The following is a 16,171-nucleotide window of genomic DNA, read 5'->3' on the forward strand; positions in this document are numbered from 1 at the left end:
ATTTTACTTTACATAAATTTATTACTTGACGAAATGATATGATATAAATATACTTTGTTACATAAAGTAACTTGTTAGCTTTGAGACGGAGCTTAAGATATGAATACTTAAAATTTAAACTTAATTTGATGTTATTTTTGATATTATTAATGATGTAATTAAATGAACAGGTACGAACTAATCGTTGAGGTTATGGTTTGGGTGTAGGGGGAAGTCGGATGAAGCTGGAATGTGAAGTGTGCGTAGTTGGAGGGGGACCCGCAGGGACTTTGTTGTCCTGTCTACTGGCGGCGCAGGGTGTATCCACGATATTGATTGAGCGACAGAGCATAGCGGGAAAGGCCTTTCGCGGTGAAATCTTGAATGATGAGGGTCAGGAAGTGATCCAAAGGCATAAGCTGCTCGAACAAATTCATGAGAACTATGTTCTCGCCTCCACAAGGATCGAATATTGGGGGCATCAGCGGCAAGTGAAGACGGTCAAGCCAGTATCAGTTGATGGTAATGTGGGGGTTCATATTCCACAGCCTCGATTTTTGGAGGCTTTGCTCAAACAGGCGTCAACCTACGAGTCCTTCCGTTACCTGGCGGGTACAACTGTGACTGCGTTGGAAGGTAACAGCGAGCAGGGCTACACGGGCTTGATCGCCCGCGATAAGAACGGTCATGAGATCACGATTGACAGTTCGTTGATTGTAGGGGCAGACGGTCGCTATTCGACTGTGCGCAAGCTGGCGCAGATGCCTGTGACGAACATTCGACACGGCTATGATCTGCTATGGGCGAAAATTACGGCACCTGCTGGGTGGGAGCCCGTCACTCGTCTGGCACTGGTCAATGGAGGTCAGTTGGCTTTATTCTCTCAGGCTGAGGGATATATTCAAATTGGCTGGAATGTGGAGGAGAGTAGCTTTCCAACCCTGTTTAAGCAATCCTTTGAACCATTTATACAACGGTTTACAGAGGCTTTTCCAGATTTGAAGCATAGTGTGCATGATCATATTCGTTCATGGAAGGACTTCGTACCGTTGGATATTTTCAGCAGTCGTAGTGACACCTGGACGCAGAACGGACTGGTCCTTATTGGAGATGCGGCGCATACCATGACACCTACCGGAGCTTTTGGCTTGAACGCAGCTTTGAAGGATGCCGATGTGCTAGCCAGTGAGCTTCTTCGTTTACGACAGAAGAGCTATACCGCCGGAGACCTAAAGGCGTTCGAAGACGGACGACGGCAGGCTGTCACCGAGCTTCAGGAACGGCAACTGACGATGGAATCCACGTTTCATGAACATTTCTTACACAGAGTTCAATGATTTATGACCCTAACAATAACGATTAGCCTTTGAAGAATTAGGCATTTTCTATATAGAGCTTATATAAAGGATGGTGCAAAGAGATGAACCAAAAAGATGTAGCTACGCTACTTAACGATAAAATTCAAACCGTTCGTGGAGAACAATCTTCGACGATTTTGGTTGGACCGATCAAGCTGCCAGTTAATTTGGAAGGGGAAACGGTTGTTTTTCAGTGGTACTGCTGGTTGCCTGTACGGGATGAGGAAGATCGTCAGGACTTACTGAATGCCACCGCTGAGACGATTGTGAAGCGATTGTCCACACTGGATTTGGCAGAGGGACAACAGTCAAGCGTTTTGGTGTACGGCGATCTCGAGCAGTCGGAAAATGCATTAGTTCGCATGCATAGTATTTGCCATACTGGAGATATTTTTGGTAGCAAGCGTTGTGATTGTGGATTTCAACTCCACCAGTCCATGAAAATGATCGTGGAACATGGAACGGGTGCATTGTTCTATCTGGCTAACCATGAAGGCCGCGGAATTGGTTTGTTTAGTAAAGCAATGGCTTATATTCTGCAGGAAGAAGGCATGGATACCGTGGAAGCCAATCATCAATTGGGTTTTGAAGATGATACACGCAACTATGCGGATGCCATTAGTGTGCTCCGTCACCTGAGACAAAAGCCGGTAACCCTGATTACAAATAATCCTAAAAAACTGGATGCCTTGAAAAAATCGGGTATGAATGTGGCGGGTCGTATGCCGCTCTGGGGCGATGTGTCGCAATATAATGAACGGTATTTGAATACAAAAGTGGAACGATCCGGCCATTTGCGGGATTCCGATCTCAGGGAGGTTCTATGACCACTCACGAAAAATATATGCGCCTGGCACTGGAAAATGCCAGAAGTGCTAAAGGGCAAACAGAACCGAATCCGCTCGTCGGATCAGTCATTGTCAACAACGGCCGTATCGTTGGGATCGGCGCTCATCTGAAGCCCGGCGAGCCACATGCCGAGATTCATGCGTTGCGTATGGCGGGTGAACACGCTCAGGGAGCGACGATTTACGTAACGCTGGAGCCGTGTTCCCATCACGGCCGGACAGGCCCGTGCGCGGAAGCGATTGTGAAGGCTGGTATTCGTCGAGTGGTGATTGCAGCGCTGGACCCGAACCCGCTGGTTTCCGGCAGAGGGGTGCAGATTTTGAAAGATGCAGGCATTGAGGTCATTGTCGGCGTATGTGAGCAGGAATCCATCCGCATGAATGAAGTGTTCAATCAATATATCGTGAGCAAGCGTCCTTTTATTACGATCAAATCAGCAGTAACGCTGGACGGTAAAATTGCAACTCGAACCTCTGAAAGCAAGTGGATCACATCTGAGGCTGCACGGGAGGATGTGCATCGTCTTCGTCACGAGCATGTAGGAATCCTGGTCGGTGTACAGACCGTGATTCATGATAATCCTCAGCTTACGACTCGTCTACCAGAAGGACGGAATCCGATTCGTATCATTCTGGATAGTAAGCTTCGAATTCCATTGGATGCTCGTGTCATTACAGATGGGGAGGCTCCGACCTGGATATTCACAGGACGGGCCTACGATGAAGGCAAGCGAAGCCAGCTGGAACAGCTGGGTGTAAAAGTATATCCGACACAGGATGAAAACAGCGATCGGGTTAACCTGCCGCAAATGTTGGATATTCTGGGGGCAGCGGAGGTGTCATCGGTGTTCGTGGAAGGCGGAGCCGAAGTGAACGCTTCGTTCGTGCAGCAAGGGCTGGCAGACAAGCTGGTGCTGTATATGGCGCCGAAGCTGGTTGGAGGACGTGCAGCCCCGGGATTTCTCGGGGGAGAAGGCGTGTCTGCGATGAGCGATGCGGTGGCATTGCATGATTTGAGCGTGACACAGGTTGGTGTAGATTGGAAAATAGAAGGGTATTTTGAGCGGGGAAAATGAGTGAGTTGTTTTCGGGTGGAGGAGGCGCTTCGCGGAGAGGTTGATCTTCCGATCGCTGTTGCAGTGGGATTCTTCGGATTGTATGAGAGATTTAAAGGTAAGAATCCCACTGCAAAGGCGAACGCTTCCGCTTCTCCAGATTCAACCCCTTCGCTCCGCTGCTGCCCACCGCAAAGTCACTCTTTTTCCGAAATGTTGTGGAGCATGGGAAGGTCATAAGAAACTAAATACTCAAAAACTCAAAGGCTCAAAAACTTATAAATTCAAAACAGAGGATCTGAAGGGCTAAAAGGCCTGGAGGATTCTTTTTTTATATACTAAACGTTTATTAGGGTGAATGGTTAATGGGATGAATAACTTATAGGGTGAATGTCTTATGGGGTGAGTTTGAAAACATAATTACGCGAATGCCTACCACTGGATCTATAATTTGGATGCTGTAGGCAACATCGACCGCAGCATCACCGCTAATTCACCTATTTATGCCGTATTTCATAAGAACGGTGTAAAAACCTATGTGGCCTACAACTTTACAGACCAGGTCAAAACAGTAACCTTCTCAGATGGGCACAGTATTACCGTGCAGCCGAATAGCTTTAATGCCGGAAATGGAAGCGGCGGTGGCAATCCGCAGCCTGATACGGAGGCTCCGTCCATCCCGACGAATGTACGAGTTACGACCAAAACGGCTTCGACAGTCACTCTGGAGTGGGATGCAGCTACAGACAATGTTGGCGTTACGGGGTATATCGTTTATAAGGACGGGGCTCAGGCGGCAGAGATAAGCGGTATTTCCGCATCAATTACAGGGCTGAATGCAGCTTCCACTTACAGCTTTACCGTTAAGGCTCGCGATGCAGCTGGTAACCTATCTGCAGCAAGCCATGCTGTATCGGTAACTACGGAGGCAGCATCTGGCGGTAATGAGGGCGGCGGAGAAACGGAGGATTATAAAGTAGGAGCTCGCTTTGTCAGCGATCGTGAAGCATTGCTTCAATTTACACCCAAAACAGCCTCAGCCTATGTTGACGTGCATTATACTTTAACGGGTGGACAACAGCTCAATTACCGGATGACCAACAACGGCGGTGTCTGGGAGCAGCGGGTAACAGACCTCGATATCGGGAAGGGTGTCAGCTATTGGTTTACCTATGAAAAGGCGGGATTGCAATACGAGACCCCTCCATTCAGCTATACACACCAGCAGATTGCCTCAACAACGACAGACGTTCCAGAACTTCCAACACTAGGCGCTGATCCCGTTTTCGAAAAAACATCCTAGTGGATCAGGCCTAAGATACGAACGCGACTAGTTAACTATAGAGAGAAAGACACGAGGGAAGCACATATGCTTCTCCTGTGTCTTTTTCGTTTTTTATAGGGTCGTAATACTTTCGCCATGTTCGCGAGTTCTAGATTACGCGATAATGATAAAGGCTGATACAGGAAGATATTACCGAGGCGCGGATTTCCAAAGGTCCCGCAGTGCCTGCCCTGATGGGGTCAGGTATCCTGTAAACTTGCGTATCCACCAACAATTAGGGTTCGATTCCCAATCGCCTTCCACGCGACTTCTGGTAGAGTATTCGAATGATCGAATAAAAACAATGAAAAGACCCGGATAAGAGCATCCCATGTCTGGTCTTGATGACAGATACCGGGGCGATGGCTATGCGGCCAGCGGATACCGGAGAGAGCAAGCGCCGACAGGGCCCGAGGCTTCGGAGATACGGATTCACAGTCGATGTTGGGCTGATGAATCCCATCCCTAGAACACGAAAACAGGCGGTATCTTTCTTTTTCCTCAAGCTTGACCCCGCCGTTCACACCGGAGGGATGCTCTGCAAGGGTCCTAACCCTACTACAACAAATAAAAATAAAAAATCCTCATTTTAAAAGTGTGTTAATTTTAAGGCGGGCAGCTACGGAGCGGTCCATTTGAATCTGAAGAAGCGAAGCGTTCGCCTTTTGCCCCTGAAGTTTAACCCTATAAGGGGTTCATCAAATCCAAAAATTCAGGGGCAACAGCGATTGGAAGATCAAATGGATCGCGGAGCGCCACACGTAGAAAAAAACACTCTTTTAAGTTGAGGATTCTAAATACTAGGAGTGATACGATGTTTAAGAAGATAACAATTAAATCCGATGAGCGCGGATTGCTGTTCAAAAAAGGAAGCTACCACAAATTGTTGCAACCAGGAACTTACCTATTGAAGACATTTCAGCAGGAAGCGGTTGAAATTTTGAATGTAGCCGAACCATTTTTTGTACCGGACCATGATATTCGTTTGTTTTTGACAGATCCCCTATTGCTTGAGCAATTGAATGTCATTGATGTAGAGGACCATGAATATGTGCTGCATTATGAGGATAATCGGTTTGTGGAGCTGCTGACGGCTGGGAAATATGCTTATTGGAACGTGCTCAAGGAACATCGTTTTGTTCGTGCAGATACTCGGCAGCCTGCAATTGATAAGGCATTGGGGCAAGCATTCTTGTCCAAGACACCGGGCTTCTGGAAGGCGCTTCAGGTGGGCAGCTATGAATTAGGATTTTTGTATTACGATAATGTGTTGCAGGGTGAGCTGAAACCGGGTAAATATTATTTCTGGATGTCCACGGTGAATACAGAGATCAAAACGATAGATATGCGACAACAGCAAATGGACTTGATGGGACAGGAAATCATGACAGAGGACAAAATTACGCTGCGCCTCAACTTCGTCTGTCAGTACCGTATCATCGACCCATTGCGGGCATTAGAATTCCGGGCATACGAGGAGCAAATGTACATTATGCTTCAACTGTTGTTACGCGAATACGTTGGCACGATGAAGCTGGATGATTTGCTGAAAATGAAGCAGGAGATTGCGGTATATGTTTTGACTCGACTGAATGAGCAGAGCGACGAATATGGAGTGACTTTTACGTCAGCAGGGGTGAAGGATATTATTTTGCCGGGGGATATCAAGGATATTCTGAATACGGTGCTGTTGGCAGAGAAGAAGGCACAGGCCAACCTCATCACACGACGTGAAGAGACGGCATCCACTCGTAGTCTGCTCAATACGGCCAAGCTGATGGACGAGAACGCCACTCTCTATCGTCTCAAAGAGCTAGAATTCATGGAAAAAATCTGCGAGAAGATTGGCACGATTTCGCTAACTGGCGGGAATACGTTGCTGGAGCAGCTGAACACGCTGGTTCACATGAAAGAGGGGCAGGGACTCCAATAACTGAAAATACTCCCGAACGATGAGTGCAAGCCGCCTCAAGGTTCGGGAGTATTTTGCGTTTTAGTTCGTCTTGGTGGATGCGAGAAAAGCGTCCATATCGATCACCGGAATGAGGGTACCCTGATGCTCCATCACGGTAGGGAACAACTCGCGCTGCCACTCTTCCTCATTGCTTTGTAGCTGACTGTCCTCGGCAGAAGCCGTGTCCTCCACCTGATCGACAAGCAGAGCAATCTTCGCACGGCTGAGCAAAATCATTTTGTCCTCGGAGGAATCGCTGGATGCAGGAAGAAGCAGTTTTTTGCGTAAATTAAGGATCGTAAATACATTGCCGCGAATAGTCACCATTCCTTCATGCCATGCTTCGGAAAAGGGAAGCGGAGTTCCCTTCTTAGCATTCATGACTTCTTCTACTTCCACAAAGTTTAAAGCGAACTTTTTGTCCGCTAGACTGCACACAATAAATTCAGACATAACAATTCTCCTTATCTATTCAGATGAGCCATCACAGGTTGTGATTGAGCGGTAAAATGGGTTAACTATTGCGTTTTGACAGATGGAACGATAAAGTTGAGGATGCGGTAAAATGGTTGTAGTTACTCACAGAATATCACAAACGAGCAGTTAAATCTTCCAAAATAACAACCATACGGCCAAGGCGTGGCTTCAAGTTTCCCTTCATATATAATGTTTGGGACTAAAGCTGTGTCCGATGGCACTACATTTTAAGATAAGCGGGTTGAGGTAGAGTGGATCATGAAAAGCAGCGATTAAGTATCGAAGCAGCCAGATTATACTATCTAAACGACTACAGCCAGCAAGATATCGCGGTCAGACTCGGGGTTTCGCGTCCTACGGTATCGCGGTTACTTCAGGCTGCCAAGGAACAAGGATACGTGCGGATTAGTATTGTGGACCCGATGGAGGATATGGACGCGCTCGGAGAGCAGGTGAAGAAGAAATACGGACTGGATACTGTGTTAGTCTGTTATTCGCCGTTAAATGAATATCAGGAGATCAAGAAGCATATTAGCAAAAAAGCAGCCGATTATTTGCATGAAACGGTACAGGATGCTGATATTATTGGAGTGACATGGGGAACAACCATGCATGCCGTGGCGCTTCATCTCCAACAAAAGCAGGTCAAGGGAGTTGAGGTGGTTCAGCTCAAGGGAGGCGTGAGCCATTCACATGTCAACACATATGCTGTGGAAACCGTGAATTTGTTCGCAGAAGCCTTTCATACCATAGCAAGGTATTTGCCGCTGCCTGTAATTTTCGACAGTCACGCCGTTAAGAAAATGGTCGAGGAGGATCGGCATATCCAGCGTATCATCGAACTTGGCAAGCAGGCGAACATCGCGGTGTTTACGGTGGGGACGGTCAAGGAGGATGCGTTGCTGTTCCGATTGGGTTATTTTAACGGGGAAGAGCAGAAGCTACTGCAAAGAGTTGGCAAGGGCGATATTTGCTCACGCTTTTTTGACGCTGAGGGCAACATATGCAGTCAGGAAATTAACAGCCGTACCGTTGGGATTGATTTGCCTGATTTGCGAAAGAAGGAGAAGTCCATTCTCGTCGCTGGAGGCCAGCGCAAAGTGGAGGCCATTCGGGCATCGCTGCGTGGCAAGTATGCGAATATCTTGGTGACGGATCAGTTTACGGCACAAGCACTTTTACAATAGAGCAAGTCGCCTCCATCCAGCAAAATACACGGTTATGGCGTGTGCCTACAGGGTAATATGAATGGTAGGTGAACGCCTTATGTACAAGCGTGAACATAATTTCAAAATGTGTTTTACATATGTTCAAAGCCGTGCTATGATGATCTCATCACAGAGAAATAAAGGACTTTTGTCTTCAACTATTTATCTAATGAAGGAGCTTTTAGATATGAACATTGCAGCATTAATCGACCATACATTGTTGCGTGCAGATGCGACGAAGGATGAAATTACGAAATTGACTGCCGAGGCAAAAAAATATCAGTTTGCTTCTGTATGTGTGAACCCGGCGTGGGTAGCTTATGCAGCAGAACAGCTCGCAGGCACAGGCGTAGCCATTTGTACAGTTATCGGTTTCCCGCTGGGAGCGAGCACGTCCGCAACGAAAGCATTTGAAACGAAAGATGCTATTGCTAACGGAGCGACTGAAATTGATATGGTTATTAACATAGGCGCTTTGAAGGAACGTGATGTACAGCTCGTCGAGCAGGACATCCGTGCGGTCGTGGAAGCAGCTGCTGGTACACTGGTAAAAGTGATTATCGAGACCTGCCTGCTGACTGACGAAGAGAAGGTACTGGCATGTGAGCTGTCCGTCAAAGCGGGGGCGAATTTTGTGAAAACCTCGACAGGCTTCTCAACAGGTGGAGCTACTGCGGAAGATGTGGCTTTGATGCGCAAAACGGTAGGACCTGAGATTGGTGTCAAGGCTTCAGGCGGTGTACGCAGTCTGGAAGACGTGCAAAAATTAGTAGAAGCTGGCGCAAGCCGGATCGGTGCAAGTTCCGGTGTGAAAATCATCGAGGGCGAGCAGTCTACATCTTCCTACTAAGTTTATTTTAAAGTCATGGAGGGATTCGCAATGAAGGATCAATTGATTCAGAAAGCGCTTGAGGCGCGTAAACAGGCGTATGTTCCGTATTCGAATTTTCAGGTGGGTGCTGCGGTTCTCGGAAGCGATGGCACGATTTATCACGGATGTAATGTGGAAAATGCCTCCTACGGCTTATGCAATTGTGCAGAGCGGACAGCGATTTTTAAAATGGTATCCGAAGGCTGCCGGAAAATTGATTCGATTGCGGTTGTAGCTGATACGGAAGGGCCTGTGTCTCCATGTGGGGCCTGTCGTCAGGTCATTTCCGAATTTGCTCATCAAGATACCAAAATTTATCTGACAAACCTTCATGGCAACACGGAAGAGTGGACGGTGGATCAATTACTGCCGGGTGCCTTTCGACCTGCGGATCTGGGGAAATAAAAAAAAGAATGCCTCTTTGGGGCGCGTTCTTTTTATGGGGAATGTAAGCGCTTAATGTAATAAGGGGGAAATTAAATGAAATATGTAATCGCTCTGGTGGGACTGCTCGTTGTTTTTGCACTTACTTACGTTGCCAGTAGTGACAAACGTAAAATCAGGTATCGTCCGCTGGTGGTTATGGTTGTGTTGCAGGCGGCGCTAGCTTTTGTATTGCTCCACACAGGTATTGGCGAATTTTTGGTCAAAGGCTTTGCAGAAGGTTTTAATAGTCTTTTGGCATATGCCACTGAAGGGATTAACTTCGTTTTTGGAGGAATTGCGAATGAAGGAGCAGCACCGTTCTTTATCGGTGTACTGCTGCCAATCGTGTTCATATCCGCGCTGATTGGTATTTTGCAATATGTAAAAGTGTTGCCTTTTATTATTAAATATATCGGGCTTGTCTTGAGCAAAGTAAACGGAATGGGTAAACTGGAATCCTACAACGCTGTAGCTTCGGCTATCTTGGGTCAATCCGAGGTGTTTATTTCCGTTAAGAAGCAAATTGGTCTGCTGCCAAAACATCGGTTGTATACGCTGTGTGCGTCTGCGATGTCTACGGTGTCCATGTCGATTGTGGGAGCTTACATGCAAATGTTAAACCCCAAATATGTGGTCACAGCTTTGGTATTGAACCTATTCGGCGGCTTCATTATCGCTTCTATTATTAATCCGTACAAGATTGAGAAGGAAGACGATTTACTGGAGGTTCAGGAGGAAGAGAAGCAGTCCTTCTTCGAAATGCTCGGGGAGTATATTATGGACGGTTTCAAGGTTGCGATTACGGTAGCTGCGATGCTGATCGGTTTTGTGGCGCTGATTGCCATGGTTAACGGGATTTTCTCCTGGTTGTTTGGAATCAGCTTTCAGGCGTTGCTTGGATATGTGTTTGCGCCTTTCGCTTTTGTCATGGGTATTCCGTGGAACGAAGCCGTTCAGGCGGGCAGCATTATGGCTACTAAACTCGTATCCAACGAATTTGTGGCCATGCTGGATCTGACCAAGCAAACAGGATTGTCCGAGCGTACAATCGGGATCGTATCGGTATTCCTCGTATCCTTTGCTAACTTCTCATCCATCGGTATCATTTCCGGGGCTGTGAAGGGTCTGCATGAAAAACAGGGAAATGTGGTGGCCCGCTTTGGTCTGAAGCTGTTGTACGGGGCAACGCTGGTTAGCGTGCTGTCGGCAACGATTGCAGGGTTGTTTTTGTAAAAAAAACAGCGAGTCAGGAAAGGATTTTTATAATGTCTAAATTTAAACGGATTCACTTGGTCGTTATGGACTCGGTTGGTATCGGCGAAGCGCCGGATGCTGCCCAGTTTGATGATTATGATGTAGATACACTCGGTCATATTGCGCGCGAACGCAGCGGTCTGAAGATGCCGAATATGGGCAAGCTCGGTCTGTCCAATATTCGTTCCATAGAAGGAGTGGCAGCAGCCGACAAGCCGCTCGCGTATTACACTAAGATGCAGGAAGCGTCCAATGGCAAGGATACGATGACGGGTCATTGGGAAATTATGGGCTTGAATATTGCAGTTCCTTTCCGTGTATTTCCTGATGGGTTCCCGGATGAGCTGATTCAACGCATTGAGGAGCACACAGGCCGCAAAGTGATTGGCAATAAGCCTGCTAGCGGCACGGAAATCATTGATGAGCTGGGCGAAGAACACGTGAAAACTGGAGCGCTCATCATCTATACCTCGGCGGACTCTGTGCTGCAAATTGCGGCGCATGAGGAAGTTGTACCTTTGAAGGAGCTCTATGAGATTTGCGAGTTCTGCCGTAAAATCACGCTGGAAGATCCGTACATGCTGGGTCGCATTATTGCCCGTCCGTTCGTAGGTGAGGCAGGGAATTTCTCTCGTACCTCTAATCGACATGATTACGCGCTCAAACCATTTGGTCGCACTACAATGAACGAGCTGAAGGATGCAGGCCTGGATGTGATCGCCTTGGGTAAAATCTCTGACATTTATGACGGCGAGGGTGTAACGAAGGCGGTGCGTACGGTGTCCAATATGGACGGCATGGATAAGCTGGTGGCTACGCTCGACGAGGATTTCACCGGATTAAGCTTTCTGAATTTGGTGGACTTTGACGCTGTGTACGGTCACCGTCGTGATCCACAGGGATATGGTCAAGCTTTGGACGATTACGATGCGCGTTTGCCAGAGGTTTTTGCTAAAATGACCGATGACGATCTGCTGATCATTACTGCAGACCATGGGAATGATCCGACATATCGGGGAACGGATCACACCCGCGAATATGTACCTTTGCTGGTATATTCCCCGCGTTTTACAGCGGGGGACAAGGAACTTGCGGTTCGTAAAACCTTTGCTGATATTGGAGCGACCGTAGCGGATAACTTTGGTGTAAAACTGCCTGAACACGGAACGAGCTTTTTGGCAGAGCTTCAGTAATCCAGGGCCCGCAAGAGTACAAGCAAGATTACAAAGATTAATGTAACGGTATAAATAACGATACAAGCACGGACAAATGGGACGGAGGAATAAAAACATGAGTGTACACATTGGAGCCAAACCTGGAGAGATTGCAGAAACGATTTTGCTGCCAGGAGACCCGCTACGGGCAAAATTTATTGCTGAAACATATCTGGAGGACGTGACCTGCTACAACGAGGTGCGCGGAATGCTCGGATTCACGGGTACGTACCAAGGCAAACGCCTATCTGTACAGGGAACCGGGATGGGGCTGCCGTCTATCAGTATTTATGTCAACGAACTGATTAGCGAATACGGTGTGAAAAACCTGTTCCGCGTGGGTACATGCGGCGGAATGAAGGAGCATGTACACGTTCGTGACGTCATTTTGGCACAAGCATCCTGTACGGATTCCGGTATGAATCGCCATATTTTTGGTGGCTACGACTACTCGCCGATTGCCAGCTTCGATCTATTGAAGGGCGCTTATGATCGTGGTGTTGCCAAAGGCTTGAACATGCATGTCGGCAATGTATTCAGCTCAGACAGCTTCTACCGTGATGATAAATCAGTGGTACAAAAGCTGATGGAATACGGCGTGCTGGGTGTAGAGATGGAAACTTCAGCTTTATACACGCTCGCAGCCAAGTTTGGCGTAAACGCACTGACGATTCTGACGGTAAGCGATCATTTGTTGACGGGGGAAGAAACGACCGCAGAAGAACGGCAAACGACCTTTAAAGAAATGATGGAAGTTGCACTGGATACAGCAGTATCTCTGTAAACGATCATACGCACAGTGAGGAGAAATGACATATGAGAATGGTAGACTTGATTGAGAAAAAACGTGACGGAAAAGAACTGAGTACGGAGGAAATTAATTTTATTATCCAAGGCTACACTCAGGGTGAAATTCCCGATTATCAAGTCAGTGCATTGGCGATGTCCATTTTCTTCAAAGATATGACTGAACGCGAACGCGCTGATCTGACGATGGCGATGGTTCATTCGGGTGATACCATTGATCTGTCCGCGATTGAAGGTGTAAAGGTCGATAAGCATTCTACTGGCGGCGTGGGTGATACAACAACGCTGGTACTGGCTCCGCTCGTAGCGGCCTTGGACATTCCGGTAGCCAAAATGTCAGGACGCGGCCTCGGACATACCGGAGGAACGATCGACAAACTGGAAGCTATTGCAGGCTTCCACGTCGAAATCAGCAAGGACGAATTTGTGGATTTGGTGAATCGCAGCAAAATTGCGGTCATCGGACAAAGCGGTAACCTGACACCTGCGGATAAAAAATTGTATGCCTTGCGTGACGTTACGGCGACGGTCAACTCGATCCCGCTGATTGCCAGCTCGATTATGAGTAAGAAAATCGCTGCTGGCTCCGATGCTATCGTGCTCGATGTAAAAACAGGTGCAGGCGCATTTATGAAAACTGTAGATGATGCCAAAGCACTGGCACATGCCATGGTGAGCATCGGTAACAATGTGGGTCGCAAAACGATGGCAGTCATTTCCGATATGAGTCAGCCGCTGGGTCTGGCTATCGGGAACTCACTGGAAGTGAAAGAAGCAATTGATACGCTGCGCGGCGAAGGACCCAAAGATCTGGAAGAACTGTGCATGGCTTTGGGCAGTCAGATGGTATTTTTGGCAGGGAAGGCAGATTCCCTCGATAACGCCGAAGAGAAGCTCAAAGAAGTCATTCGTAATGGCAAAGCACTGGAAAAATTCAAAGAGTTTATTGCGAATCAGGGCGGTGACGCTTCTGTAGTGGATCATCCTGAACGCTTGCCGCAAGCACAGTATCTTATTGAGGTGCCTGCGAAGCAGGACGGTGTGGTAGCTGAAATCGTGGCTGACGAAATCGGTACCGCAGCGATGTTGCTTGGAGCAGGACGTGCGACCAAAGAATCCGAGATTGATCTGGCCGTCGGCTTGATGCTGAACAAAAAGGTCGGGGATGCTGTTCAAAAAGGCGATTCGCTAGTTACTATCCATGCGAACCGTGAAGATGTAGCCCAAGTGCTGGAGAAAATCTACGCGAACATCCGTATTGCAGATCACGCGGAAGCGCCAGTGCTAATCTACGGAACAGTGACAGAGTAAGCGATAAGCCCTACTCATAAAGTCGTATTAGTAGCATGCATATGAAGCCGGAGGCCCTAAGTTTAGGGTGCTTCCGGCTTTTCTGTTGTCCTCGTTCTCAGACAATTGAACGGCAGAATTTAAAAATGGGGTTGTCAATTTCAAGTGAGGGTAATATACTGAACCCATAAACTGACGACCGTTCGTAAGGTATTGGAGGAAAAGCATGACACTACAGAAAATTAAAACAGTTAGCTTGCAGCAATTTGCGAAAAAGGGATACGATGCGTCCTCTCTGCAACTGATAGCTGATGAGGTAGGGATTAAAAAGCAGTCCATTTATGCTCATTTTAAAAGCAAAGATGATTTGTTTTTAGACATATTTAAGGATGCGGTGGATCAAGAGATTTTGGAACTGGATCGTTATTTTCAAGATCAATCCGAACAATCACTTGAAGTTGTCCTGCGCGGACTAATCGTTGAATTTAAGGAACGCTATGAGAGTGCTATGAATTTGCGTCTGATTCTGTATATCGGCTTTCTGATTCCATCTGCACTGGAAAGCCAGGTTCAGGCTTTGGTCACACGCTACGTACAGCATAAAACCAGCTTGGTACACGGGCGACTGGCAACTGAAACATCGGTTAAACTTCGTGTTCCAGCTCAATCTGCCGCGACAGCCTATATGAATTTGATTGAAGGCATGCTGGTAGAACTGGTGTACAACGGCACCGACGGTTTTGATCTGCGTCTGGAAAGCTCTTGGGATATTTACTGGCATGGCTTGATTCGGGCCTGAACAACTGAGCAGTCGAAGTAAACATGATTGTATTGGGGGAAGAGAACAGTGTCTGTGAAAGAAAGCTTTTGGTCCAGAAACTTTATTTTTTTGATGATATCCAACGCTTTATTGTTCATGGCATTCGAAATGCTTATGCCTACGCTGCCGCTGTTTGTGGAAAGTCTTGGCGGCAGCCCATCCCAGATTGGATTGGTGACTGGCGTGTTTATGTGTTCTGCTATATTGATTCGTCCATTTTCAGGTACGCTGATCCAGCTCTTGGACAAGAAGTATGTTCTGATTATCGGAGTTGTGATTTGTATGCTGGCAACGGGAAGCTACATGCTTTCCAGTAGTTTGGTACTGCTGTTAGTATTTCGGCTGGTACATGGCTTTGGATTCGGCATTGCGAGCACGTTGTATGCTACCTCAGCCTCAGATGATTTGCCGCCTCATCGTATGGGGGAAGGAATGGGCTACTTTGGCGTAGGTGAAACCGTAGCGATTTCAGTGGGGCCACTGATTGGTATATGGATGCTTCACGCATCAGGTTTTAACGGACTGTTTTCCACGGGAGCTATAATTCTACTGTTGTCGCTCGTGATGAGCGTATTGGTTCGTCGCCGTGCTCCGAAACCTATGTCGGCGGATACAGTGCAGGGCAAAAAGAAGGTTCCTTTTAAATTATTTGAAAAAAGAGTGCTGCTGCAATCCTGTCTTGCGTTGCTGGTTGGCGTGGTGGCAGGTGGAGTGATGTCTTTCGTGGCTTTATTTGCCAAGGAGCAGGGCTTTACCAATGCAGCATGGTTCTTCTTTACTGTGGCTATGGCAAGCTTCCTCGTCCGACTGGTGTCAGGTAGAATTTTCGATACCAAAGGCCCAGCTTATATCCTGATTCCTGCAGGGATTGTGCTTATCGCCGCCATCGTTATGGTGGCCTCATCGCGGACCGAGTTACAATTTTTGGTTGCTGCTGTGATGTATGGTTTGAGCTTTGGAGCTATTTTCCCAGCTTTGCAGGCTTGGGCAATCAGTGTGGTCGGAGAAGATGAGCGAGAGGACGCTGTAGGCTCCTTTTATAATTTCTTCGATTTGGGCATTGGAGGAGGCTCTTTGGTTCTGGGGATGGTTGCTGGATTAACCTCTTATAAAACAATGTATTTGTTCTCCACTTTGCTGATTGCGGCTTATCTAATTATATTTGTGACGTATATTGTATTGGATAAGAAAAAGAAAAAGTCCCATAACACGTTGAACGTATAAGCTATGATTACGGAATACGAAATATATGATGGAGCGCTTGCGTTTGGGTGCCTTTGATCAAG

Annotated in this window: 16 protein-coding genes; 15 read left to right on the forward strand and 1 reads right to left on the reverse strand. The window is 47.3% G+C overall.

Translation table 11 applies throughout. The features are described 5' to 3' along the window. Window positions 1–218 precede the first annotated feature (218 nt). The 6 genes from JOD82_RS20935 (at window position 219) to JOD82_RS20960 (ending at window position 6,497) form a co-directional block, all read left to right on the forward strand. Window positions 219–1,316 (forward strand): FAD-dependent monooxygenase, encoded by a 1,098-nt coding sequence (locus JOD82_RS20935; protein WP_209949884.1) that lies wholly within the window; start codon window positions 219–221, stop codon window positions 1,314–1,316. 83 nt (window positions 1,317–1,399) lie between these two features. After that, window positions 1,400–2,164, forward strand: coding sequence for a GTP cyclohydrolase II (locus JOD82_RS20940; protein WP_029519329.1), 765 nt, complete (start codon window positions 1,400–1,402; stop codon window positions 2,162–2,164). Continuing rightward, on the forward strand, window positions 2,161–3,261 hold the full coding sequence (ribD, locus tag JOD82_RS20945; protein WP_029519328.1) for a bifunctional diaminohydroxyphosphoribosylaminopyrimidine deaminase/5-amino-6-(5-phosphoribosylamino)uracil reductase RibD: 1,101 nt from the start codon (window positions 2,161–2,163) through the stop codon (window positions 3,259–3,261). The genes JOD82_RS20940 and ribD overlap by 4 nt, the downstream gene beginning before the upstream one ends. A 430-nt stretch (window positions 3,262–3,691) precedes the next feature. After that, complete coding sequence (locus tag JOD82_RS20950; RefSeq protein WP_397376029.1) at window positions 3,692–4,543, forward strand: fibronectin type III domain-containing protein; 852 nt, start codon at window positions 3,692–3,694, stop codon at window positions 4,541–4,543. Window positions 4,544–4,895: 352 nt separating this feature from the next. Next, window positions 4,896–5,033 carry a hypothetical protein gene (locus JOD82_RS20955; protein WP_161627040.1) on the forward strand — a complete coding sequence of 46 codons (138 nt, stop codon included), beginning with the start codon at window positions 4,896–4,898 and terminating at the stop codon, window positions 5,031–5,033. Between the two features lie 345 nt (window positions 5,034–5,378). Further along, window positions 5,379–6,497, forward strand: a complete 1,119-nt coding sequence (locus tag JOD82_RS20960) for a slipin family protein (protein ID WP_029519326.1) — start codon at window positions 5,379–5,381, stop codon at window positions 6,495–6,497. Between the two features lie 60 nt (window positions 6,498–6,557). Here the strand turns inward: JOD82_RS20960 and JOD82_RS20965 are convergent, their stop codons facing one another. After that, on the reverse strand, window positions 6,558–6,971 hold the full coding sequence (locus tag JOD82_RS20965; RefSeq protein ID WP_029519325.1) for a chemotaxis protein CheW: 414 nt from the start codon (window positions 6,969–6,971) through the stop codon (window positions 6,558–6,560). Between the two features lie 275 nt (window positions 6,972–7,246). On the opposite strand from JOD82_RS20965, the gene JOD82_RS20970 reads away from it, so the two are divergent. The 9 genes from JOD82_RS20970 (at window position 7,247) to JOD82_RS21010 (ending at window position 16,109) form a co-directional block, all read left to right on the forward strand. After that, entirely contained in the window at window positions 7,247–8,182 is a 936-nt protein-coding gene (locus JOD82_RS20970) for a DNA-binding transcriptional repressor DeoR (RefSeq protein ID WP_029519324.1), read from the forward strand. 208 nt (window positions 8,183–8,390) lie between these two features. Then, window positions 8,391–9,053, forward strand: coding sequence for a deoxyribose-phosphate aldolase (gene deoC, locus JOD82_RS20975; protein WP_029519323.1), 663 nt, complete (start codon window positions 8,391–8,393; stop codon window positions 9,051–9,053). 30 nt (window positions 9,054–9,083) lie between these two features. Then, complete coding sequence (locus JOD82_RS20980; RefSeq protein WP_029519322.1) at window positions 9,084–9,479, forward strand: cytidine deaminase; 396 nt, start codon at window positions 9,084–9,086, stop codon at window positions 9,477–9,479. Between the two features lie 75 nt (window positions 9,480–9,554). After that, a complete protein-coding gene (locus tag JOD82_RS20985) occupies window positions 9,555–10,733 on the forward strand; it encodes a NupC/NupG family nucleoside CNT transporter (protein ID WP_209949885.1) in 1,179 nt (392 codons plus the stop codon). 32 nt (window positions 10,734–10,765) lie between these two features. Further along, window positions 10,766–11,947: a phosphopentomutase gene (gene deoB, locus JOD82_RS20990; RefSeq protein ID WP_209949886.1), complete on the forward strand. Its 1,182-nt coding sequence runs from the start codon at window positions 10,766–10,768 to the stop codon at window positions 11,945–11,947. A gap of 97 nt (window positions 11,948–12,044) precedes the next feature. After that, a complete protein-coding gene (gene deoD, locus JOD82_RS20995) occupies window positions 12,045–12,752 on the forward strand; it encodes a purine-nucleoside phosphorylase (RefSeq protein ID WP_013312036.1) in 708 nt (235 codons plus the stop codon). Window positions 12,753–12,784: 32 nt separating this feature from the next. Continuing rightward, window positions 12,785–14,086 carry a pyrimidine-nucleoside phosphorylase gene (locus tag JOD82_RS21000; protein WP_029519318.1) on the forward strand — a complete coding sequence of 434 codons (1,302 nt, stop codon included), beginning with the start codon at window positions 12,785–12,787 and terminating at the stop codon, window positions 14,084–14,086. A 205-nt stretch (window positions 14,087–14,291) separates the two neighbouring features. Further along, window positions 14,292–14,864, forward strand: a complete 573-nt coding sequence (locus JOD82_RS21005; protein WP_029519317.1) for a TetR/AcrR family transcriptional regulator — start codon at window positions 14,292–14,294, stop codon at window positions 14,862–14,864. A 48-nt stretch (window positions 14,865–14,912) separates the two neighbouring features. Next, window positions 14,913–16,109 (forward strand): MFS transporter, encoded by a 1,197-nt coding sequence (locus JOD82_RS21010; protein ID WP_069011941.1) that lies wholly within the window; start codon window positions 14,913–14,915, stop codon window positions 16,107–16,109. The last annotated feature ends 62 nt before the right edge of the window (window positions 16,110–16,171 follow it).

This window comes from Paenibacillus sp. 1182, from assembly GCF_017833915.1.
Taxonomy (GTDB): Bacteria; Bacillota; Bacilli; order Paenibacillales; family Paenibacillaceae; genus Paenibacillus; species Paenibacillus polymyxa_D.

What these genes read in the sequence shown, in the direction of transcription:
- JOD82_RS20935 (WP_209949884.1), top strand. Translation starts at nt 219, where the DNA reads ATGAAGCTGGAATGTGAAGTGTGCGTAGTTGGAGGGGGACCCGCAGGG.
- JOD82_RS20940 (WP_029519329.1), top strand. Translation starts at nt 1,400, where the DNA reads ATGAACCAAAAAGATGTAGCTACGCTACTTAACGATAAAATTCAAACC.
- ribD (WP_029519328.1), top strand. Translation starts at nt 2,161, where the DNA reads ATGACCACTCACGAAAAATATATGCGCCTGGCACTGGAAAATGCCAGA.
- JOD82_RS20955 (WP_161627040.1), top strand. Translation starts at nt 4,896, where the DNA reads ATGTCTGGTCTTGATGACAGATACCGGGGCGATGGCTATGCGGCCAGC.
- JOD82_RS20960 (WP_029519326.1), top strand. Translation starts at nt 5,379, where the DNA reads ATGTTTAAGAAGATAACAATTAAATCCGATGAGCGCGGATTGCTGTTC.
- JOD82_RS20965 (WP_029519325.1), bottom strand. Translation starts at nt 6,971, where the DNA reads ATGTCTGAATTTATTGTGTGCAGTCTAGCGGACAAAAAGTTCGCTTTA.
- deoC (WP_029519323.1), top strand. Translation starts at nt 8,391, where the DNA reads ATGAACATTGCAGCATTAATCGACCATACATTGTTGCGTGCAGATGCG.
- JOD82_RS20980 (WP_029519322.1), top strand. Translation starts at nt 9,084, where the DNA reads ATGAAGGATCAATTGATTCAGAAAGCGCTTGAGGCGCGTAAACAGGCG.
- JOD82_RS20985 (WP_209949885.1), top strand. Translation starts at nt 9,555, where the DNA reads ATGAAATATGTAATCGCTCTGGTGGGACTGCTCGTTGTTTTTGCACTT.
- deoB (WP_209949886.1), top strand. Translation starts at nt 10,766, where the DNA reads ATGTCTAAATTTAAACGGATTCACTTGGTCGTTATGGACTCGGTTGGT.
- deoD (WP_013312036.1), top strand. Translation starts at nt 12,045, where the DNA reads ATGAGTGTACACATTGGAGCCAAACCTGGAGAGATTGCAGAAACGATT.
- JOD82_RS21000 (WP_029519318.1), top strand. Translation starts at nt 12,785, where the DNA reads ATGAGAATGGTAGACTTGATTGAGAAAAAACGTGACGGAAAAGAACTG.
- JOD82_RS21005 (WP_029519317.1), top strand. Translation starts at nt 14,292, where the DNA reads ATGACACTACAGAAAATTAAAACAGTTAGCTTGCAGCAATTTGCGAAA.